Source organism: Pseudomonas sp. 32_A, from assembly GCF_017490905.1.
Classification (GTDB): domain Bacteria; phylum Pseudomonadota; class Gammaproteobacteria; order Pseudomonadales; family Pseudomonadaceae; genus Aquipseudomonas; species Aquipseudomonas inefficax.
Genome location: NZ_JAFGYI010000015.1, coordinates 1 through 18,908, shown reverse-complemented (window position 1 = coordinate 18,908; position 18,908 = coordinate 1). Strand labels below are relative to the sequence as shown.

The following is an 18,908-nucleotide window of genomic DNA, read 5'->3' as shown; positions in this document are numbered from 1 at the left end:
GCAGACTGCATGGCATTCGAAACCATCCTGTTGGACATCCACGGCAAGGTCGGCCTGATCACCCTCAACCGCCCGCAGGCGCTGAACGCGTTGAACGCGCAGATCGTCGGCGAGATCAACCAGGCGCTGGACCAGCTCGAGCGCGATCCGAACATCGGCTGCGTGGTGCTGACCGGTTCCGCCAAGGCCTTTGCCGCTGGCGCCGACATCAAGGAAATGGCCGAGCTGCAATACCCGCAAATCTACGTTGACGACCTGTTCAGCGATGCCGACCGCATTGCCAACCGGCGCAAGCCGATCATTGCCGCGGTGTCCGGTTTTGCCTTGGGCGGTGGCTGCGAGTTGGCGATGATGTGTGACTTCATCCTGGCGGCGGATAACGCCAAGTTTGGTCAGCCAGAGATCAACCTGGGCGTGCTGCCGGGGATGGGCGGCACCCAGCGCCTGACCCGCGCGGTGGGCAAGGCCAAGGCCATGGAATTGTGCCTGACCGGTCGCCTGATGGGGGCTGAGGAAGCTGAGCGTGCCGGGCTGGTGGCGCGCATCGTGCCACAGGCGGAGCTGGTGGAAGAGGCGTTGAAGGTGGCTGCGACCATCGCCAGCAAGTCGATTCCGGTGAGCATGATGGTCAAGGAGAGCGTCAACCGTGCGTTCGAAGTCACCCTTAGCGAGGGTGTGCGCTTCGAGCGGCGGGTGTTCCATGCGGCGTTTGCTACCGAAGATCAGAAAGAGGGTATGGCTGCGTTCATTGCCAAGCGCGAGGCGCAGTTCAAGGATCGGTGATTCTGGTTGTGGATTTGCGTTGGGCCTTTGGGGCATGCCTTTAGAGGTCCGGCGCCTGTGAGATCGAGCGCCGCGCGGGCGGCGCTCGATCTCACAGGCACTGAAAATGTCATGGCAAACACCTGATAGCCCTAACCCAATCTCCAGACATGCACCTGGCGGCCCTGACCCAATTCCCCGCCATACTCCACGGCCCCTACCAAGCATCTTCTTTGCACCGACCAGCGGATTCCGAGCGCCGAAAGCAAATTCCCACCCAATTGCAGTTGCTCCACGCGACGCGGCGCCTTAGACTGCCGCCCCCTGTAAAAGAGTGCCGGTTGGCGCTTGAAGAATTCCGCTGCCGATGCCAAGGCGTCGGCGGCACCGGGAATCGCCCAAATGCACATTTTTTCATAGAGAAATCGATGACCAAGGAACAGTTGCTGGCCATGTCGGCCGATGACTACATGAACGCTGACCAGCTGGCTTTCTTCGCTGGCCTGCTGCAGGCGATGAAAGTCGAAACCCATGAACGCATCGAGCTGAGCCGTGCCACCATCGAAGGCCTGGACACCCCGTCGGACCCTGCCGACGTGGCTTCGGTCGAAGAGGAGCGTAGCTGGCTGGTGAATGCCATCGACCGCGACCAGCGCCTGCTGCCGCAGCTGGAAATGGCCCTGGACCGTATTGCCGACGAAAGCTTCGGCTGGTGCGATGACAGTGGTGAGCCTATCGGCCTGAAGCGTCTGCTGATCAGCCCGACCACCAAGTACTGCATCGAAGCCCAGGAGCGCCACGAGCAGCTCGACCGCCATCAGCGCCAGGTGTAACCACGCGCGGTGTGCCAAGCCCCACGGAGCGATCCCTGGGGCTTTTTGCGTTTCTTGCCGGCTGCGGTTTTGTTGCCCCGTACGTAACACTGCTATACCGGGATGCGCTGTTTCCGCGCCGTAAGCAGGCGTATCATGGCTCTATCGTTAGGGTGCTAATTAAATTCCGGAGGGAATGATGAATAGCCGGGTCGATGTAGCCGTGATGATTGGTTCGGGTGTGCCTGCCGCACTACGGGCGCTGGGTGTGCGCAACTGCTGGGTAGTGCTGGTCAATGGCGAACGCCGTGGCACCGCATTCGCCACCCGTGAAGAGGCGCTGGAGTGCCAGGCGGCCTGGCAGCAGCAGTTGAAGAAGGGCTTGGCTGCCTGAGCGCCGTGAGTGCTGTCGGCGAGTGAGCAGGGTTGTTCAGGGCGTTCCCTGTAAGAAATGTACTTTACCTCTCGACGAATTTCGGTGTTTTCGTGCATATTCTTCCCCCAGTAATGCGCTGATGGATTGCAGGGCCCGTTCTCACGTGCGCTCTGGCATTGCCTGCCGCATCTTTTCTGGCGGTTTTGTTGTCAGACATTACGCTTCCCGAATTGGGAATATGCCGAAAGCCTGTATTCGAGGCCAGATCTGGCAAGCCAGAGTAAAGATTCCTGCACGCTGCAGCGCCAGCGGGCACAGACATTTCGCATATCGCTTTATTATTCTTTCGCCTATCGATAAGAAATGACCGTGCCTCACCGAGCTTTGGGTGAGGGCGGGTTGTAACCGGTTGAGGATTACTTCATTGGCAGTCAGCACTCTTGATACCCATGCGTTGTTCGCCCTGGGCGACTTGCGCGGTAAATTGGCCCAGTTGTTTCAGGGCCGCTTTGTCTATGTCACCGAACAGAGTCCCGAAGGCCTGTACATGGCCGAAATCGACACCGAAAGCGCATTGGTCGTCGATGACAAGCAACGTTTGGAACTGAAGGTCGGCGACCACTTTCGCGCCGCGGTACTGCCCAGCCGTGAAGGCGGCAAACTGGAAATGCGCTTTCGTGAAATCAAGCTGAACGTATATGGCGTGGGCGACTATGCCTTCGTGTCGGTGCCCGAAGGCGAAGGCATCGTGTTCCGTGAAGGCCACGGTGTGATGCTGGTGTTCGCTGCGCAGCAGCAAGTGCAGGAAGGCCTGGGCAAGTTGCTCAAGGCGGTGACCGGAAAGGTTGCCAAATGGCGCAAAGGTGAGCTGACCACCTTCAAGGCCAGTGAATGACCCACAGTGACGAGGTGCCCGCCACGCGTGCCGAGTTCCATCGGCAGCACCAGGCGGATGCCCTGGCCGAGGCCGAGCGTTTGCTGGCCAGGCGCGATGAACTGCAAGGCGCCTGGTTGACCTGGGTGGCAGGCGAATTATATCGCCTTGGCCCGCCGCCTTATGTGGCCATGGTCCGGCGCGAGTTGCAGCGCCTTGCCCAAGGGTGAGGCCGCGATCTGTCAGTTGCCTCGATCGCGGCCGCTGCTGACTTCTTCAGGTACCGGCTCTTTCGCCATGCGCTTGCGGAACAGTGCTGCCCGGGCCAGCAACAATGTGGTCACCGGTACGGTGATCGACAGCAGGATCGGAATCAGCCAGGCGTGCAACACCGGGGCTTCCTTGAGCCAGGAAAAGTAGATGATCGAAGCCAGTGCCACGCACCAGGCGCCAATGGTCGAGGCCAGTGCCGGCGGGTGCATGCGCTGAAAGTAGTCCTTCAGCCGCAACAGGCCCACGGCGCCGATCAGGGTGAAAAGGCTGCCGGTCAGCAGCAGTACGGCAGTGACCAGCTCCAGCCAGAAGGGGAGTTGCAGGTTTTCAGTCATTCGATCACCTCACCGCGCAGCAGGAACTTGGCCAGGGCAAACGAGCCAACGAAACCGAACAGCGCAATCAGCAGGGCACCTTCGAAGTAGGTGTCACTGGCATAACGGATTCCCAGTACCAGCATGGTCAGCATGGCCAGGATGTACAGGTAGTCCAGCGCCAGCACCCGGTCCTGGGCGGACGGGCCGCGGAACAGCCGGATAAGTGCCAGGGCCATGGCCAGGGCAAAGATGAACAGGCTGGCGAGGACAGCATTGGCGAGCAGGCCTGTCATTGGAAAATCTCCATAAGCGGGCGTTCGTAGGTGTCCTTGAAGTGCTGGATGAAGGCCGCCTCGTCATCCAGGTCGAACACATGCAGCAGCAACACGCTGCGGTCCAGCGCCAGTTCGGACCAGACCGTGCCGGGCACCACCGTGGTAATCATCGACAACGCTGCCAGGCCATGCGGGTCGCGCAGGGCCAGCGGGATGTGCACGAACGCAGAGCGTGGCGGCTGCTTGCCGGCGCGCAGCACGCCACGGGCAACCAGCAGGTTGGACATGATCACATCGATACCGACCCGGCCAATCAGCCGGGCGATCGCCAGCGGCCGTCGCACATGGGCATGCTGCGGGCGCAGTGGCGCCATCAACAGAGGCGCCAGCACGCCGAGCGCGGCAGCCAGCGACAGATTGCCGGGGCTGACCGAGAGGTTCAGCAACAGCCACAGTGCGAACAGCGAAACCGATAAGAGCGGTGCGGGGAACAGTCGATTCATGGCTGCACCTGTACGTCAAGCGAGGTGGGGCCAGGAATCGGCCGCGCGGCCATCACGGCTTCGATATAGGCGTCGGGGGCCTGCAGGCCGGCAGCGGTGTCCTGGGTGTAGCGCAGCAGTGGCTCGGCCTTGAAGCTGAGGATGATGCACAGGCCGAGCAGGATAACGATGGGCAGGCATTCATAGCGGCGCAGCACCGGCGAAGGGCGTTCCTCAGGCTTCCAGAAGCGCTGGATGCCGACACGGCCGAAGGCGATCAGCGAGGCCATGCCAGACAGGATCAGCAACGCCACCAGGCCCCAGCCTGCCGCCCCCAGCGGCTGCTCGGCAGGCACACCCAGCCCTTGCGGGTTGAACAGCGCGCTGATCAGGTTGAGCTTGCCGACAAAGCCCGACAGCGGCGGCATGCCGATGATCAGCAGGGCGCAGGCGATGAAGCTGAGGCCGAGGAAGGCCATGGTCCACGGAATGATCTGGCCGATCACCACCTTCTGTTCGTCGTCGAGGTTGATGCCCTTGGGTGGGTGCAGTGATTCCAGCGGTGGCGGCATGGCGTCTTCTTCGTCGTCCAGCGGTGCTTCGTTGGCCGAGCGCGAACGCTCGACCAGTTCGGCGAGCAGGAACAGCGCGCACAGCGCCAGGGTCGAGTTGACCAGGTAGAACAACGCCGCGCCGGTCAGCGCCGATTGAGCGAAACCGACGGCGCCGAGCAGGGTGCCGGCCGAAACCAGGATGCTGAGGGCGGCCATGCGCTCCAGGCGCTGCGCGGCCAGGATCGACACCGCCGCCACCGCCAGGGTGACCAGGCCACCGTATACCAGCCATTCACCACCGAAGTGCGCCGAGGCCCCGGCCTGCCCGGAGAACAGCAGTGTCCACAGGCGCAGTACGGCATACAGGCCGACCTTGGTCATGATGGCGAACAGCGCAGCCACCGGCGCGCTGGCCGAGGCATAGGCCGGCACCAGCCAGAAGTTCAGCGGCCAGATGCCGGCCTTGACCAGGAACGCCATGGCCAGGATCGCCGCGCCAGCGTGCAGCAGGCCACGGTCGGCCTCTGGCACCAGCGGAATCTTCAGGGCCAGGTCGGCCATGTTCAGGGTTCCGGTCACGCCATACAGCATCGCGGCGCCGATCAGGAACAGCGACGAGGCGAACAGGTTGATGGCAATGTAGTGCAGGCCGGCTCGCACCCGGGCGCGGCCCGAGCCGTGCAGCAGCAGGCCATAGGAAGCCGCCAGCAGCACCTCGAAGAACACGAACAGGTTGAACAGGTCGGCAGTGAGGAAGGCGCCGTACAAGCCCATCAGCTGGATCTGGAACAGCGCGTGGAAGCTGGCCCCCGCACTATCCCAGCGAGCGCGGGCAAACAGCAGGGCACTGAAGGCAATGATCCCGGTGAGCGTCAGCAGCAGGGCCGACAGGTGGTCGACCACCAGCACGATGCCGAACGGCGCCGGCCAGTTGCCCGGCAGGTAGACACCGATGGATTCCGCCTGGCCCTGGGTGCGCACCCACAATAACAGGCTGACCGCGATGCCCAGGCCGGCGAAAGTCGACAGGAGGTTCAGCCGGGCTTTTGTCTGCCGGTGTTTCTCGCCCAGCAGCAACATCACTGCCGCGGTCACCAGTGGCAGCAGGATGGGCGCGATGATCAACTGGCTCATGCCACTCATTCGTCACGCTCCCGGCCATCCACGTGGTCGGTACCGGTCAGGCCGCGCGAGGCCAGCAACACCACCAGGAACAGCGCGGTCATGGCGAAGCTGATGACGATGGCGGTGAGCACCAGGGCCTGCGGCAGCGGGTCGGTGTAGTGCAGCAGGTCTTGGGGCACGCCGTCCTTGATGATCGGTTCTTTGCCAATGAACAGGCTGCCCATGCTGAAGATGAACAGGTTGACCCCGTACGACAGCAGGCACAGGCCCATGATCACCTGGTAAGTTCGCGGGCGCAGGATCAGCCATACCCCCGAGGCGGCCAGCACGCCGATGGCAACTGCAATCACTTCTTCCATCAGGCGGCTCCTGCTTGGCTGGTTTTCGCCGGGTTGCCCGGGCGGTAGGCGCGCACCGACTGGTGCGCCAGGGCAGTGAGGATCAGCAGGGTCGAGCCGACCACCACGGTGAACACACCGACATCGAAGAACAGCGCGCTGGCCACGTGCACATCACCGAGCAACGGCAGGTGCAGGTGGGCGGTATGGGTAGTGAGGAACGGGTAGCCCAGCAGCATCGCGCCGGTGCCGGTCAGGGTTGCGCACAGCAGTCCGGTGCCCATCCAGCGCAGCGGGCGCAGGCTCATCTGCGCCTCGACCCACTGGGTGCCGGCCACCATGTACTGCAGGATGAATGCCACCGACATCACCAGGCCGGCGACAAAGCCGCCACCGGGCTGGTTGTGGCCACGCATGAACAGGTACATCGACACCAGCAGGGCGATCGGCAGCAGCAGGCGCACCAGCACAGCGGGCACCATCATGAAACCCAGTGCGGTGTCGGTGGCATGCCGCGGATTGATCAGGTCGGTGACCACATCGGGTGCCAGCTGACGCTGCTGCGCCGGCAGTTGCATGCTTTCCTTCGGTGGGCGGAAGCGCCGCAGCAGGGCGAACACGGTCAGCGCCACGGCCACCAGCACGGTGATTTCACCAAGGGTATCGAAACCACGGAAGTCGACCAGCATGACATTGACCACGTTGGTGCCACCGCCCTGGGGCAGGGCCCGGCTCAGGTAGAACGAGGAAATGTCGTTCGGCGTCGGCCGGGTCAGCATGGCATAGGACAGCACGGCCATGCCGCCACCTACCAGCACCGCCAGCAGCAGGTCGCGCAGGCGACGCATGCGCGCACGCTCCAGGCTGCCCGGCAGCGGCGATACGCCTTCGATCCGCCGCGGCAGCCAGCGCAGGCCGAGGAGGATCAGCACGGTGGTGACCACTTCCACTACCAGCTGGGTCAGGGCCAGGTCGGGCGCGGAGAACCAGACGAAGGTGATGCAGGTCATCAGGCCGCAGACGCTGACCATGATCAACGCTGCCAAACGGTGGTACTTGGCCTGGTAGGCGGCGCCGATGGCGCAGGCGATGGCAATCAGCCACAACGCGACGAACACGCCCGAGCCTGGAATCTTCGGCCGATCGCCCCAGCTCAGGCCGCTGTAGAGCATGGGCGTGAGGCCGGCGAGGAAGGCGGCGAGCACCAGCATGAACAGCTGCGACTGCAGGCGGCGGCTGGTGAGCAGGCGCTCGATACGCCGCGCCAGCAGCATCAGTTGCACCTGACCGTACTCGAACAGGCGCTTGCCGTTGAAACGCTCGATCACCGGCGGGTAGGGGAAGCGGCCCAGGCGCAGCTGCTTGCGCAGCAACAGGTACAGCACGATACCGCCGCTCATGGCCACCAGGCTCATGACCAGCGGCGCGTTCCAGCCATGCCAGATGGCCAGGCTGTATTCCGGCAGGGTGCCGCCCACCACAGGCAGGGCGGCAGCGGCCAGCAGCGGGCCGACCGACTGGGCAGGGAAGATGCCCACCACCAGGCAGGTGAGCACCAGCAGTTCGACCGGCGCACGCATCCAGCGTGGCGGTTCGTGCGGGGTGTGCGGGAGGTCCTGCGCAGTGGGGCCGAAGAACACATCGACGGTGAAACGCAGGGCATAGGCCACGCTGAAGGTGCCGGCCAGGGTGGCGATTACCGGCAGCGTGGCCTCGACCCAGGCGCTGGAGCTGATGAACACCGTTTCGGCAAAGAACATTTCCTTGGACAGGAAACCGTTCATCAACGGCACGCCGGCCATCGAGGCGCTGGCCACCATGGCCAGGGTGGCGGTGTATGGCACCAGGCGTATCAAACCGCTGAGGCGGCGGATGTCACGGGTGCCGCTTTCGTGATCGATGATGCCGGCGGCCATGAACAACGAGGCCTTGAAGGTGGCGTGGTTGAGAATGTGGAATACCGCTGCGACCGCGGCCAGCGGGCTGTTCAGGCCCAGCAGCAGGGTAATCAGGCCCAGGTGGCTGATGGTCGAGTACGCCAGCAGACCCTTGAGGTCGTTCTGGAACATGGCGGCGAAGGCGCCGAGCAGCAGAGTGAGGGCACCGGCACCGCCGACGATCCAGAACCACTCCTCGCTGCCCGACAGCACCGGCCACAAGCGCGCCAGCAGGAATACCCCGGCCTTGACCATGGTCGCCGAGTGCAGATAAGCCGATACCGGGGTGGGCGCTGCCATGGCATGGGGCAGCCAGAACTGGAAGGGGAATTGTGCACTCTTGCTAAGGGCGCCGATGAGGATCAGCGGCAGCAGCACCGGGTACAGCGCATGCTGGCGAATGGTGTTGCCGGCAGCCAGGACCTTGTCCAGGTCGTAGCTGCCGACCACATGGCCGAGCAGCAGGGCACCCACCAGCAGGCACAAGCCGCCCGCGCCAGTGACCATCAGCGCCATGTAGGCGCCGCGGCGGGCGTCGGCACGGTGGTGCCAGTAGCCGATCAGCAGGAAGGAGAACAGGCTGGTGAGTTCCCAGAAGAACACCAGCTGGATCAGGTTGCCGGAGATCACCAGGCCGAGCATGGCGCCCATGAAGGCGAGGAAGAAGGCGAAGAAGCGCGGCACCGGGTCTTGCGGTGACATGTAGTAGCGGGCATACAGCGACACCAGCGTACCGATGCCCAGCACCAGCAGCGAGAACAGCCAGGCGAAGCCGTCCATGCGCAGCACCAGGTTCAGCCCCAGGCTGGGCAACCATAGGAACTCTTCGCGAATCACGCCACCGTGGGCGACCTGAGGGTACAGCAGTGCTACCTGGACAGTGCCGACCAGGGCCACGAGCCCGGCGAGAATGGACTCCGCGTTACGTGCGTTGTGCGGCAGCACGGCTGCCAGGCAACTGCCCACGAACGGCAGAAGCAATAGCACTATCAAAGACATAGCGGCCTATTCTGGAGAAGTTTGCAAAGAATCATACGTGCCGAGGGGATGATCACCAACACGCAAGCTGTCGCAGAATCCTACAAACAGGCTGTGACAAGCTGTTTTTTTATAACAGATTCTTACAAAGCATAGCCGCAGTTGGCGGCTTTACAGGCCAGCCTGGCGTTCGCCTTCATCCTGCACTTCCCGCGCTTCGACCACCTCGCGCGGGCGGCGCACCTTGAGTTCGCTTACCACCACCGCGATCACGATCAGCAGGCCGCCGAGCAGTGCCACGCCCGGCAGGCGCTCACCGGCGATGCGCCCGACGATCCCGGCCCATACCGGTTCGCCGGCATAGATGAGGGTGGCGCGGGTGGGCGAGACCGACTTCTGCGCCCAGTTCATTGCCACCTGGATCACCGCGCTCATGGCGCCCAGGCCCACGGCACTGGCCAGCAACAGCCAGGAAAAGTCAGGTATGCGCTCCTGAGTCGGCACGATCATCAGGAACGCCAGCAGCGAGGCGGTCGCCAACTGAACCACGGTGACCCGGCGCACATCGACCTGGCCGGCGTAGCGGCTGATCAGGATGATTTCGCCGGCAATGGCCACGGCGCTGACCAGGGTTACCAGTTCACCTTCGCTGAAGTGCAGGCTGCCCCCTTCCGGCCCGGCCAGCAGCATCAGGCCGATGAACGCCAGGCAGATGCCGATGCTGGGCATCAGGCCGGGCCGCCGGCCCAGCACCAGCCACTGCAACAGCGGCACGAATGGCACGTACAGCGCGGTGATGAACGCCGACTGGCTGCTGCTGATGGTTTGCAGGCCCATGGTCTGCAAGCCGTAGCCGAGCATGATCGACACACCGATCAGCATGCCGGCCTTCAGTTCGGTGAAGGTCAGCCCAGGCAGTGCTCGCGCCGAGACCACCCCGACGAACAGCGCGGCTGCGGCGAAGCGCAGGCCGACGAAGAACATCGGGCCGCTGACGGTCATCACGTTGTGCACCAGCAGAAAGGTGCCGCCCCACAGCATGGTGATGAACACCAGCACCAGTTCGGCCTTGCTCAGGCGAAAGGTAATGGCAGGGGCCGGTTTGCTGCTGGGCTGGGTCATGGTCTTGCGCACTCGGAGGGGGCGGCGCACAATCGCCGCAAAATGGGCAGTATACTGCGCAATACCGACCAGTGAGCAATATAGTGCACAAAGATTCCTCGCACCGGGCATCGGTGCTGCAACATGTCAGCCTCAATGTACGCGGCCTGCGTAACGCCGCGGGCATGAGCCAGACGGCGCTGGCGGAGCGCTCCGGTGTCAGCCGGCGCATGCTGGTGGCGATCGAGGCGGGCGAGAAGAATGTCAGCCTGACTACCCTCGACCTGATTGCCGAAGCCTTGGGCGTGGCTTTCAGTACCCTGATCCAGGCACCTGACCAGCGTGACCCCGGGCGCATCGAAGAGTTGGCCTGGGCCGGCGAGCATCCGCAGAGCCGGGCGGTGCTGCTGGGCAGCAGTGTGGCGCGGCGCGAGGTGGAGCTGTGGGAATGGACGCTGGCACCGGGCGAGTGCTATTTCAGCGAGGCTGATGCCGAGGGCTGGAGCGAGCAGATCTATGTGGCGCAAGGGCAACTGACGCTGATTATCGAAGGGGTCGAGCATCGTCTGCAGGTCGGGCAGTTCCAGGTGTTTCCCAGCAATTGCCGGTATGCCTATCGCAACGATGGGGCGGTGGCGGTGCGATTTGTGCGCAATGTGGTTATTTGAGGTAGCAGGTTTTGGGGCTGCTGCGCAGCCCATCGCGACGCAAGGCCGCTCCTACAGGAGATCGCGTACCCCCTGTAGGAGCGGCCTTGCGTCGCGATGGGGCGCAAAGCGCCGCCAGACCTCAAGCCTGATCAGCGATCCAGCAATTCATCGGTCTTCACCACCTTGGCATAGGCAAACGCCAACGCCGCCATCGCCGAATCATGTACCTGTGCCGCCGGCACCCGCTTGCCATCGAACTCCAGTGGCAGCGTGGCACAGGCGTCGTGCGCCACGGTCACCTCGTAACCCAGATCGGCTGCGGCCCGGGTGGCGGCGTCGATACACATGTGGCTCATGCTGCCGACGATGGTCAGGGCCTCGACACCATGCCGGTCCAGCGTATTCTCAAGGTCGGTACCGAGGAAGGCGTTCACCTTGTGCTTTAGCACTACGGGCTCACCGGCCCTGGGCTCGACCTTGGCGTGGATGGCCGCACCCTGCGAGCCTGGCGCGAAGAACGGCGCATCGGCGCTGTCGAACTCATGCCGTACATGCACCACCAGGTCGCCCCGTTGACGTGCCGCTGCCAGCAGACGGGCAGCATTGTCCGCCGCCTGGTCGGCCCCATCGAGCGTCCATTTGCCGCCCGGGAAGTAGTCGTTCTGGATGTCGATGATGATCAGCGCCTGCTTGCTCATGCTGCCTCCTGTGGCAGTAGTCGTTGGATGACGTTAGTTATAGGCTGTGCGCACGGACCTGAGGATTGGCGCGAACGACACTATGCGGGCAAAAACTGACAACCACGCCAGCCTGGACATCGGCCTGCTGCTGTACCCAGGCGCGCAGCGTGCCGCCGTGCATGGCTTGGCCGACCTGTTCCTGGTGGCCAACCGGGTGGCTGCGGAACTTGGGGCCGTCGAGTTGCCATCGGTGCGTATCAGCTTCTGGCAGGCGGACGAGGCGGGGCAATTGCAGCCTGCCCCTGAAAGCCCGCCCGTCGCCGTATCCGATCTGCGGGTGCTGATCATTCCGCCGAGCCTGGAGTCGGCACCACAAGGTGAGCTGCTTGAACGCCATCGCGCGACGTTGTGCCAGTTGCACGGGCACGGCACGGTACTGGCATCGGTGTGCATCGGGGTGTTCTTCATCGCTGCCAGTGGCCTGCTCGACGGGCGCCCGGCCTGTACCCACTGGAACTACGTGCATTCGCTTGCCCAGCGTTTCCCCAAGGTGCGGGTCGAGGCCCAGCAACCGTTGCTGGACGATGGCGACATTGTCACCTCGGCCGGGCTGATGGCCTGGACCGACCTGGGCTTGCGCTTGCTTGAGCGCTTCATGGGGGCGACGGTGGCGCGGGAAACTGCCCGCTATCTTGCGGTCGACCCGGTCACGGCGCCGCTGCCCGGTGCAGTGTTCAATCCACGCCTGGATCATGGCGATGAGGCGGTGCTGAAAGTACAGCACTGGTTGCAGGGCAACGGAGGGCAGGATGCCGACCTGGCCGGCATGGCCGCCTGCGCGGGGCTGGAGGAACGCACCTTCCTGCGGCGTTTTCGTGCTGCCACGGGGCTGCGGCCAACCGAGTACTGCCAGCAGGTGAGGGTGGGGCGGGCGTGTCGCTTGCTGGAGTTCACCCGGCGCAATGTCGAGCAGATCGCCTGGGGCGTCGGTTACCAGGACCCGGGAGCGTTTCGCAAGGTATTTCAGCGCATCACTGGCCTGACCCCGAGTGATTACCGGCGGCGCTTCGCCGTATCCGGTTAGGGCGTACCGGGTGTTCCCGTTGCGGAAAACCGCTTGACCTTGACATAACTTGAGGTTTTACCCTGCTCGGCATCGCGCTGTACGCGTCCGTCAGCAGGAGAACGTTCATGACGGCAACAACTCAAGCCCTGTGGTTTACCCAGATGATCGAATATGAAGTGCCCGGCAGCTTCCAGCAGGGGTTGGCCCAGGCGCTGGTAGCACGCAGTGAAGCGTTGGCCGCGCATTGCGAAGGGCTGCAGGGTGTCAGTATCCAGGCCAGCGACGACGGCAGCCGGGTGCTGCAGTACCTGCAATGGCAGTCCCGCCAGGCGTGGGCAGCGGCGGCGGTGTATTTCGTCGGGGAACCTTTTCTCGAACTGCTTGGCCAGCACCAGGCCCGTGGCGTCAACTTTGCTGCCTATCAGACCCTGCGCAGCCTGGTGCGCGGCGCCGATGGCGGCCTGCATTGCCAGGTGGGTGAGCCTCAGGCATACCAGGGCGCGTAGTGCGGGTAGCGGTCCAGGCGGGCGCCAACGACCATTTCGCTGACCCATGCCGCCAGGATCGAACTGTAGGCTTTCTGGCTTTCTTCGCTGGACAATGCGTGGTCGGCACCGTCGACAATGCGGTGGGTGAGCGAATGGGCACTGACGAATGCCGAGCGGTAGCTCATCAGTGTGCTGTGCGGCACGTAGTCGTCCTGCTCGGACTCCACCAGCAGTACATCGCCACCGAACTCGGCACAGGCTGCCAGCGCGCGGTTGTCCGACGGCCCGAGCGGTCGCTGGCGGTAGGCGTTCAGCCGTTGCCGGTCGAGGGTTTGCTTGGGGAGGTTCCATTCGTCGTCCCAGTACATGGCGGGTACTCGCAGGGCCAGCCATTTGACCGGCCGTTCGCGGGTCAGCAGGGTGGCCAGGTAGCCGCCATAGCTGCTGCCGATGATGGCGATGGCACTGGAATCGACGGCCGGGTGACTTACCAGCCGGTCGTAGGCCACCAGCAGGTCGGTGAGGTTCTGTTCGCGGGTGACCGTCAGCCGTTGGCTTTCGGTTTTTTCGTGGCCGCGCAGGTCGAAGGTCATGCACACGCAGCCCAGCCCGGTGATTTGCCGGGCGCGGGCCAGGTCGCGCTGCTGGCTGCCGCCCCAACCGTGGACGAAGAGGATGCCCGGCATCTTGCTGCCGGGGCTGACCAGGGTGCCGACGATGCTGTCATCCTCGACCTGCAGTTCAACGGTTTCACTCTGAATGGTCATGTTCGCGAATCCGCGCAAATTTGCTGAGTTGTCCGAGTTCACTGTCGTTTCCTTGGTAGAAGAGGGTGGCGTCAGCGGGCAGTTCGGGAGTGCCGAACACTTCATGGGTAGAGGCACGCACCCGTTGCAGTGCCGGGTCGTCGGCGAACGCCTGCAAAGCCAGCAGCTCGGCACTGCTGGCACCGCCCAGACGCCAGGATTGTTCGAGTACGCCGCTGCGCAGGTGGCCTTGGGGGGTCACGCCGCGGGCGATGTCGTAGTTGCGCCGTGAGGCGATGAAGCCGGGGAAGTGCTGCTCGGCGGCCTGTTCGTAAGCCATCGCCTGGTTTATGGCCAGGCGCAGCGGCTCGTCCAGGGGCAGTTGCAGCAGTGCCTGGTAGTCACCGCGCACCACTACCAGGTCGGAGCCGCCATACACTTCCGTGCCCTGATGGTCGCGAGTCAGTTGCTGGGTGCCGTGATAGCTGCAGGTCAGGCCGGCGACGCGTACCTGGCCGACGCTGAAGGTTTGCACTTCGCTCAGGTCTTCCTCGAGCACCAACCCCCATAGCGCAAGGTCCTGGTCATTCATGCCGGTCAGTAGCGGTTCCAGCTTATCCGCCGTGTTGATGACCTGCTGTCCACGGCCTGCACAGGCCAGTACCGGCTTGATTCGCAACGGGCCGTCCGCCAGCAACAGCTGTGCGGCGCTGCGCGCATCGGCCTTGCTGAACACGGTGTAGCCGCGCAGCAGGGCGTCGCTGGCTTGCCGGGCGAAGGCATCGGTCCAGCCCGGCGGGAAACTGGCCCCTGCCGGCAGCGGGTGGGAAATCGCCTTGGTTGCCATGTATGGGTGTGCGACCAGGCCGCCGAACAGGTCCTGTTCGCTGCAGATACCCAAGGCGGCATGGCGCCTGGCATCGACCAGGGTTTCGGTGGGCAGGTAATAGTAGCCATCGGTGGCGCTTGGCGGCTGGCTGGGTTGCACGTGCGCGCAGCCCAGCAGGCGGGCCAGGCCATCGGCAAGCTTCAGGTGTACGGCATGCTCGTGGTCGGGGGTGTGCGCGCGGGTGTCGAGCAGCACCACGCCGCTTTTAGGGGCGCCGGCATTGGGCATGGTCATTTGCCTGTGTGCAATGAATGTACTGAGTGTGAAGCCGGTGCTTTGAGGAAGTTCAGCGAAACTTGATCGGTGGTCCTGACCCTTCTGGAGGAAATGTCCGGTATGCGCAGGGCGTGGCGGGCAATGCATGCCGTGTGTCGGTCGCCAAGATTGCAGGGCTTCGGCGGCTGTTCCATTATCGACGCATTGGATAAACCGTGATGTAGCCGCAGGAGAGCGCATGAACGTTCAGACCATCCTTGGGCAAAGCGTGCCGCAGCGCCTGGCACAGGTACGCCAGGCCATGGCCGCAGAGGGCATCGATGCCTTGCTGGTACCCTCGGCCGACCCCCATCTTTCCGAATACCTGCCCGGTTACTGGCAAGGGCGCCAGTGGCTGTCGGGTTTCCACGGCTCGGTCGGCACGCTGGTGGTCACGGCTGATTTTGCCGGGTTGTGGGTCGATAGCCGCTACTGGGAACAGGCGGAGCACGAGTTGGCAGGCAGTGGCATCGAGCTGATGAAGCTGTTGCCGGGCAAGCCTGGCGCGCTGGAATGGCTGGGCGATCACGTTCAGCTCAATGGCAGCGTGGCGGTAGATGGTGCGGTCATGGCCCTGGCTTCGGCGCGCCAGCTCGGCGACCGGCTGAAGGCGCGTGGGGCGCGCCTGGTGACTGACAAGGACCTGCTGGGCCAGGTCTGGGAAGGGCGCCCGGCGCTGCCAGGCAACCCGGTCTACCAGCATTTGCCGCCGCACGCCACGGTGAGCCGTGCGGAAAAACTGGCGCAGTTGCGCCAGAGCGTGCAGGCCAAGGGGGCCGACTGGCATTTCATCGCCACCCTGGATGACATCGCATGGCTGTTCAATCTGCGCGGCAGCGATGTGTCCTATAATCCGGTGTTCGTGGCCTTTGCCCTGATCAGCCAGCAGCAGGCCATTCTGTTCGTTGGCCAGGACAAGCTCGATGACCATCTGTGCCAGGTGCTGGCGGTCGACGGCATCGAAGTGCGCGACTACACCGAAGCAGGCAAGGCCCTTGCCGCCATACCTGCCGGCAGCCGGTTGCTGGTCGACCCGGCCCGGGTCACCTGCGGCCTGCTGGATAACCTGCCGGCCGAGGTGGAACTGGTCGAGGGGCTCAACCCCAGCACCCTGAGCAAGTCGTGCAAGAGTGATGACGAGCTGGTGCACATCCGCCAGGTAATGGAGCAGGATGGTGCGGCCTTGTGCGAGTTCTTCGCCTGGCTCGAGGCCAACCTCGGTCGTCAGCTGGTAACCGAGCTGACGGTCGACGAGCAATTGAGTGCCGCGCGTGCCCGCCGCCCGGGCTTCGTGTCGTTGAGTTTTTCTACCATTGCCGCCTTCAATGGCAATGGCGCGATGCCGCATTACCGTGCCACCGAGCAGTCGCATGCGGTCATCGAGGGCGATGGCCTGCTGCTGATCGATTCGGGCGGGCAGTACCTGGGCGGTACCACCGACATCACCCGCATGGTGCCGGTGGGCAACCCGAGCCTTGCACAGAAGCAGGATTGCACGCGTGTGCTCAAAGGCATGATCGCCTTGTCGCGCGCTACCTTCCCGCGAGGCGTGCTGTCGCCATTGCTCGACGCCATTGCCCGGGCACCGATCTGGGCTGACCAGGTAGATTATGGCCACGGCACCGGGCATGGGGTGGGTTACTTCATGAATGTGCACGAGGGGCCGCAAGTAATTGCCTACCAGGCCGCGCCCACACCGCAGACCGCGATGCAGGTGGGCATGATCAGCTCGATCGAGCCGGGTACATACCGCCCTGGGCAGTGGGGTGTGCGCATCGAGAACCTGGTGGTCAACCGCGAGGCCGGCAAGAGCGCCTTCGGCGACTTCCTGAAATTCGAAACCCTGACGCTGTGCCCGATCGACACCCGCTGCCTGGTGCCCGAGCTGCTGACCAGGGAGGAGCGGGACTGGTTGAACGGTTATCACGCCAGTGTGCGCGAGCGCCTGGCGCCCTTGCTCAAGGGTGACGCGCTGGCCTGGCTGGAGGCGCGTACCGCGCCCTTGTGAGGTAAATGAAAAGGGCAGCTTGAAAGCTGCCCTTTCTTCTACTTGCAGATGACGATCATGCTGCGGCTGGTATAACCCGCCGGGTTGATACCGAACAAGTAGTCACCGGGTTCTTCATCGCTATCGCCCGAGCGTGCAACGACCCGATAGCCGCGCGTGCTGCAGGAGCTAGCGGCCTTGCTGTAGCAGTTGTCCCACGAGGAAGACAGGCCGGAACAATTGATATGCAGGCCCTTCTTGCCCCTTTTGACCTCAGTCTTGGCCGTGGCGGCACATCCAGCAATAGCCAAGATGGCCAGGATGAGCAAAATACGTTTCATTCCTGTCCTTAAATGCGGGGCGGATCAGTTGTCTGACCCCGTCGTTATCGCTTCGGTTCGTCCTGAAAATTCCCCAGCGTCCGTGTTCGGTCCAGTAGATAGCGTAAAGATGATGATTCTGTGACAGCTTAATCAGCGAGACGGGTCGCTACAATCACTAATCCTGTCTCAAATGAAAATATTTCTCATATCAGTCTGCTGCGACAGCCGGGCTGGGCTCCTTGCGCATGGACAGGGTGGTGCCGACCGATGCGGTAATGATCGCCAGAATAGCCAGCCACTGGGTAAACGTCAGTACCTCCCCCAGGAACAGCAAGCCGGACAGTGCGCCAAATGCTGGTTCGATGCTCATGAGGGTGCCGAAAGTGCGTGCCGGGATGCGCGTGAGGGCAACCATTTCCAGGCTGTAGGGCAGGGCGGTCGACAGCACCGCGACGCCCAGCGCCATGGGGATCACGGCGGGTGTGAGCAATGCGCTGCCAGCGTGGGCGATACCGATGGGAGCAACGAACAGCGCGGCGACCACAACACCCAGCGCGGCGCTCTGGATTCCATGCTCGGCCCCGGCACGCTGCCCGAACAGGATGTACAGCGCCCAACACACGCCCGCGCCCAGGGCATAGGCTGCGCCGACCGGGTCGAGAGCCTGCCCGCCATGGCCGGCCGGCAGCAGCAACAACAGGCCGACGATGGCCAGGGCAATCCACAGGAAGTCGATCGGCCGACGCGAGGAAAAGATCGCCACGGCCAGCGGGCCGGTGAACTCCAGTGCCACGGCGATGCCGATGGGTACCGTTTGCAGAGCCATATAGAAGAGGAAGTTCATGCCGCCCAGCGCCATGCCGTAGATTATGACGTTGCGCAGGGTATTGCGGGTCATGCGCACACGCCACGGGCGCAGTATCAGCAGCATGATGATGCTGGCGAAGATCAGGCGCAGGGTGGTGGTGCCTTGGGCACCGATGATGGGGAACATGCTTTTGGCCAGTGAGGCACCGGACTGTATCGATGCCATGGCGATGAGCAGCAAGCCGATCGGGAAGAAGGTAGCGGCCAGGCTGCGGGGTTGGGTGTTCATTTCTGCGCGGCGATCCTTGAGCGGGGTGGGGTGAGCAATATAGTGCGCAATTATGAGGGTGGGGGGCAAGGTGCATGGCGTTGTACTTTCGGTGCCTGTGAGATCGAGCGCCGCGGGGGCGGCGCTCGATCTCACAGGCGCTGCGGGGCTTGCGGCGAGCACCAAGCGGCCCTGACGCAGTCTTTTCAAAAAAAACCTAAATTATTGAAATCAAAGGTTGACCTCCTGAAAAGCCGCCCTATAATGCGCACCACTCCAACGCGGTAGCGAAGCGAAGCCAGCCACCCTGTTGAGTCAAGTGTTTGAAGCTAAACGAGTTTCTCGCAAAAAACTTCAAAATAAACGCTTGACAGCAAATGAGGAAAGCGTAGAATGCGCGCCTCGGTTGAGACGAAAAGCTCTTAACCAAACGCTCTTTAACAAATCGAATCAAGCAATTCGTGTGGGTGCTTGTGAGTACGGACTGATAGTCACAAAGATTATCAGCATCACAAGTGGCCATGCGAGAAATCACATAGTCATTT

At 63.2% G+C, this 18,908-nt stretch carries 21 protein-coding genes; 9 read left to right on the top strand and 12 right to left on the bottom strand.

Translation table 11 applies throughout. The annotated features are described in order from the left end of the window. Positions 1–9: 9 nt before the first annotated feature. The 5 genes from J5M58_RS11475 (at position 10) to J5M58_RS11455 (ending at position 3,054) form a co-directional block, all read left to right on the top strand. Positions 10–783 (top strand): enoyl-CoA hydratase, encoded by a 774-nt coding sequence (locus tag J5M58_RS11475; RefSeq protein WP_050704987.1) that lies wholly within the window; start codon positions 10–12, stop codon positions 781–783. A gap of 407 nt (positions 784–1,190) precedes the next feature. Next, entirely contained in the window at positions 1,191–1,595 is a 405-nt protein-coding gene (locus J5M58_RS11470) for a TraR/DksA C4-type zinc finger protein (RefSeq protein ID WP_003259022.1), read from the top strand. A 178-nt stretch (positions 1,596–1,773) separates the two neighbouring features. Then, positions 1,774–1,968, top strand: coding sequence for a hypothetical protein (locus tag J5M58_RS11465; RefSeq protein ID WP_112253275.1), 195 nt, complete (start codon positions 1,774–1,776; stop codon positions 1,966–1,968). Between the two features lie 406 nt (positions 1,969–2,374). Continuing rightward, positions 2,375–2,845, top strand: coding sequence for a hypothetical protein (locus J5M58_RS11460; RefSeq protein WP_003259020.1), 471 nt, complete (start codon positions 2,375–2,377; stop codon positions 2,843–2,845). Beyond that, positions 2,842–3,054 carry a hypothetical protein gene (locus tag J5M58_RS11455; protein WP_207878157.1) on the top strand — a complete coding sequence of 71 codons (213 nt, stop codon included), beginning with the start codon at positions 2,842–2,844 and terminating at the stop codon, positions 3,052–3,054. Before J5M58_RS11460 ends, J5M58_RS11455 begins: the two co-directional genes overlap by 4 nt. A 12-nt stretch (positions 3,055–3,066) precedes the next feature. Here the strand turns inward: J5M58_RS11455 and J5M58_RS11450 are convergent, their stop codons facing one another. From J5M58_RS11450 to J5M58_RS11420, 7 genes are all read right to left on the bottom strand, one after another. Then, a complete protein-coding gene (locus J5M58_RS11450) occupies positions 3,067–3,432 on the bottom strand; it encodes a Na+/H+ antiporter subunit G (protein ID WP_207878156.1) in 366 nt (121 codons plus the stop codon). Beyond that, positions 3,429–3,707 carry a K+/H+ antiporter subunit F gene (locus tag J5M58_RS11445; RefSeq protein WP_003259015.1) on the bottom strand — a complete coding sequence of 93 codons (279 nt, stop codon included), beginning with the start codon at positions 3,705–3,707 and terminating at the stop codon, positions 3,429–3,431. Before J5M58_RS11445 ends, J5M58_RS11450 begins: the two co-directional genes overlap by 4 nt. Next, complete coding sequence (locus tag J5M58_RS11440; RefSeq protein ID WP_112253272.1) at positions 3,704–4,192, bottom strand: Na+/H+ antiporter subunit E; 489 nt, start codon at positions 4,190–4,192, stop codon at positions 3,704–3,706. The genes J5M58_RS11445 and J5M58_RS11440 overlap by 4 nt, the downstream gene beginning before the upstream one ends. After that, on the bottom strand, positions 4,189–5,868 hold the full coding sequence (locus J5M58_RS11435) for a monovalent cation/H+ antiporter subunit D (protein WP_112253271.1): 1,680 nt from the start codon (positions 5,866–5,868) through the stop codon (positions 4,189–4,191). Before J5M58_RS11435 ends, J5M58_RS11440 begins: the two co-directional genes overlap by 4 nt. Continuing rightward, a complete protein-coding gene (locus tag J5M58_RS11430) occupies positions 5,865–6,209 on the bottom strand; it encodes a Na+/H+ antiporter subunit C (protein ID WP_013971840.1) in 345 nt (114 codons plus the stop codon). Before J5M58_RS11430 ends, J5M58_RS11435 begins: the two co-directional genes overlap by 4 nt. Next, positions 6,209–9,124, bottom strand: coding sequence for a monovalent cation/H+ antiporter subunit A (locus tag J5M58_RS11425; protein ID WP_207878155.1), 2,916 nt, complete (start codon positions 9,122–9,124; stop codon positions 6,209–6,211). Before J5M58_RS11425 ends, J5M58_RS11430 begins: the two co-directional genes overlap by 1 nt. Before the next feature lie 150 nt (positions 9,125–9,274). After that, positions 9,275–10,225 (bottom strand): DMT family transporter, encoded by a 951-nt coding sequence (locus J5M58_RS11420; protein ID WP_112253269.1) that lies wholly within the window; start codon positions 10,223–10,225, stop codon positions 9,275–9,277. An 83-nt stretch (positions 10,226–10,308) separates the two neighbouring features. Between J5M58_RS11420 and J5M58_RS11415 the strand changes: the two genes are divergently transcribed. Beyond that, entirely contained in the window at positions 10,309–10,872 is a 564-nt protein-coding gene (locus tag J5M58_RS11415; RefSeq protein WP_112253268.1) for a helix-turn-helix domain-containing protein, read from the top strand. A 131-nt stretch (positions 10,873–11,003) separates the two neighbouring features. Here J5M58_RS11415 and J5M58_RS11410 read toward each other — a convergent pair whose 3' ends face one another. Beyond that, complete coding sequence (locus tag J5M58_RS11410) at positions 11,004–11,552, bottom strand: cysteine hydrolase family protein (protein WP_112253267.1); 549 nt, start codon at positions 11,550–11,552, stop codon at positions 11,004–11,006. Between the two features lie 82 nt (positions 11,553–11,634). Here J5M58_RS11410 and J5M58_RS11405 point away from each other — a divergent pair, with 82 nt between their 5' ends. Then, a complete protein-coding gene (locus tag J5M58_RS11405) occupies positions 11,635–12,618 on the top strand; it encodes a GlxA family transcriptional regulator (RefSeq protein WP_112253266.1) in 984 nt (327 codons plus the stop codon). 107 nt (positions 12,619–12,725) lie between these two features. Further along, positions 12,726–13,106: an antibiotic biosynthesis monooxygenase gene (locus J5M58_RS11400; RefSeq protein WP_207878154.1), complete on the top strand. Its 381-nt coding sequence runs from the start codon at positions 12,726–12,728 to the stop codon at positions 13,104–13,106. Here the strand turns inward: J5M58_RS11400 and J5M58_RS11395 are convergent. Beyond that, positions 13,085–13,855 (bottom strand): S9 family peptidase, encoded by a 771-nt coding sequence (locus J5M58_RS11395; RefSeq protein WP_207878153.1) that lies wholly within the window; start codon positions 13,853–13,855, stop codon positions 13,085–13,087. The two genes, J5M58_RS11400 and J5M58_RS11395, sit on opposite strands and share 22 nt — an antisense overlap. After that, entirely contained in the window at positions 13,839–14,957 is a 1,119-nt protein-coding gene (locus J5M58_RS11390) for a DUF3182 family protein (RefSeq protein WP_207878152.1), read from the bottom strand. Before J5M58_RS11390 ends, J5M58_RS11395 begins: the two co-directional genes overlap by 17 nt. A 220-nt stretch (positions 14,958–15,177) precedes the next feature. On the opposite strand from J5M58_RS11390, the gene J5M58_RS11385 reads away from it, so the two are divergent. Beyond that, positions 15,178–16,986 carry an aminopeptidase P family protein gene (locus tag J5M58_RS11385; protein ID WP_207878151.1) on the top strand — a complete coding sequence of 603 codons (1,809 nt, stop codon included), beginning with the start codon at positions 15,178–15,180 and terminating at the stop codon, positions 16,984–16,986. A 38-nt stretch (positions 16,987–17,024) separates the two neighbouring features. Here J5M58_RS11385 and J5M58_RS11380 read toward each other — a convergent pair whose 3' ends face one another. Continuing rightward, complete coding sequence (locus J5M58_RS11380) at positions 17,025–17,306, bottom strand: hypothetical protein (RefSeq protein ID WP_112253261.1); 282 nt, start codon at positions 17,304–17,306, stop codon at positions 17,025–17,027. A gap of 190 nt (positions 17,307–17,496) precedes the next feature. Further along, complete coding sequence (gene rhtA, locus J5M58_RS11375; protein ID WP_112253260.1) at positions 17,497–18,384, bottom strand: threonine/homoserine exporter RhtA; 888 nt, start codon at positions 18,382–18,384, stop codon at positions 17,497–17,499. Positions 18,385–18,908 lie beyond the last annotated feature (524 nt).

Coding starts and splice junctions, on each gene's coding strand:
- J5M58_RS11475 (WP_050704987.1), top strand. CDS start 10: ATGGCATTCGAAACCATCCTGTTGGACATCCACGGCAAGGTCGGCCTG.
- J5M58_RS11470 (WP_003259022.1), top strand. CDS start 1,191: ATGACCAAGGAACAGTTGCTGGCCATGTCGGCCGATGACTACATGAAC.
- J5M58_RS11465 (WP_112253275.1), top strand. CDS start 1,774: ATGAATAGCCGGGTCGATGTAGCCGTGATGATTGGTTCGGGTGTGCCT.
- J5M58_RS11455 (WP_207878157.1), top strand. CDS start 2,842: ATGACCCACAGTGACGAGGTGCCCGCCACGCGTGCCGAGTTCCATCGG.
- J5M58_RS11450 (WP_207878156.1), bottom strand. CDS start 3,432: ATGACTGAAAACCTGCAACTCCCCTTCTGGCTGGAGCTGGTCACTGCC.
- J5M58_RS11445 (WP_003259015.1), bottom strand. CDS start 3,707: ATGACAGGCCTGCTCGCCAATGCTGTCCTCGCCAGCCTGTTCATCTTT.
- J5M58_RS11440 (WP_112253272.1), bottom strand. CDS start 4,192: ATGAATCGACTGTTCCCCGCACCGCTCTTATCGGTTTCGCTGTTCGCA.
- J5M58_RS11435 (WP_112253271.1), bottom strand. CDS start 5,868: ATGAGTGGCATGAGCCAGTTGATCATCGCGCCCATCCTGCTGCCACTG.
- J5M58_RS11430 (WP_013971840.1), bottom strand. CDS start 6,209: ATGGAAGAAGTGATTGCAGTTGCCATCGGCGTGCTGGCCGCCTCGGGG.
- J5M58_RS11425 (WP_207878155.1), bottom strand. CDS start 9,124: ATGTCTTTGATAGTGCTATTGCTTCTGCCGTTCGTGGGCAGTTGCCTG.
- J5M58_RS11420 (WP_112253269.1), bottom strand. CDS start 10,225: ATGACCCAGCCCAGCAGCAAACCGGCCCCTGCCATTACCTTTCGCCTG.
- J5M58_RS11410 (WP_112253267.1), bottom strand. CDS start 11,552: ATGAGCAAGCAGGCGCTGATCATCATCGACATCCAGAACGACTACTTC.
- J5M58_RS11405 (WP_112253266.1), top strand. CDS start 11,635: ATGCGGGCAAAAACTGACAACCACGCCAGCCTGGACATCGGCCTGCTG.
- J5M58_RS11400 (WP_207878154.1), top strand. CDS start 12,726: ATGACGGCAACAACTCAAGCCCTGTGGTTTACCCAGATGATCGAATAT.
- J5M58_RS11395 (WP_207878153.1), bottom strand. CDS start 13,855: ATGACCATTCAGAGTGAAACCGTTGAACTGCAGGTCGAGGATGACAGC.
- J5M58_RS11390 (WP_207878152.1), bottom strand. CDS start 14,957: ATGACCATGCCCAATGCCGGCGCCCCTAAAAGCGGCGTGGTGCTGCTC.
- J5M58_RS11385 (WP_207878151.1), top strand. CDS start 15,178: ATGAACGTTCAGACCATCCTTGGGCAAAGCGTGCCGCAGCGCCTGGCA.
- J5M58_RS11380 (WP_112253261.1), bottom strand. CDS start 17,306: ATGAAACGTATTTTGCTCATCCTGGCCATCTTGGCTATTGCTGGATGT.
- rhtA (WP_112253260.1), bottom strand. CDS start 18,384: ATGAACACCCAACCCCGCAGCCTGGCCGCTACCTTCTTCCCGATCGGC.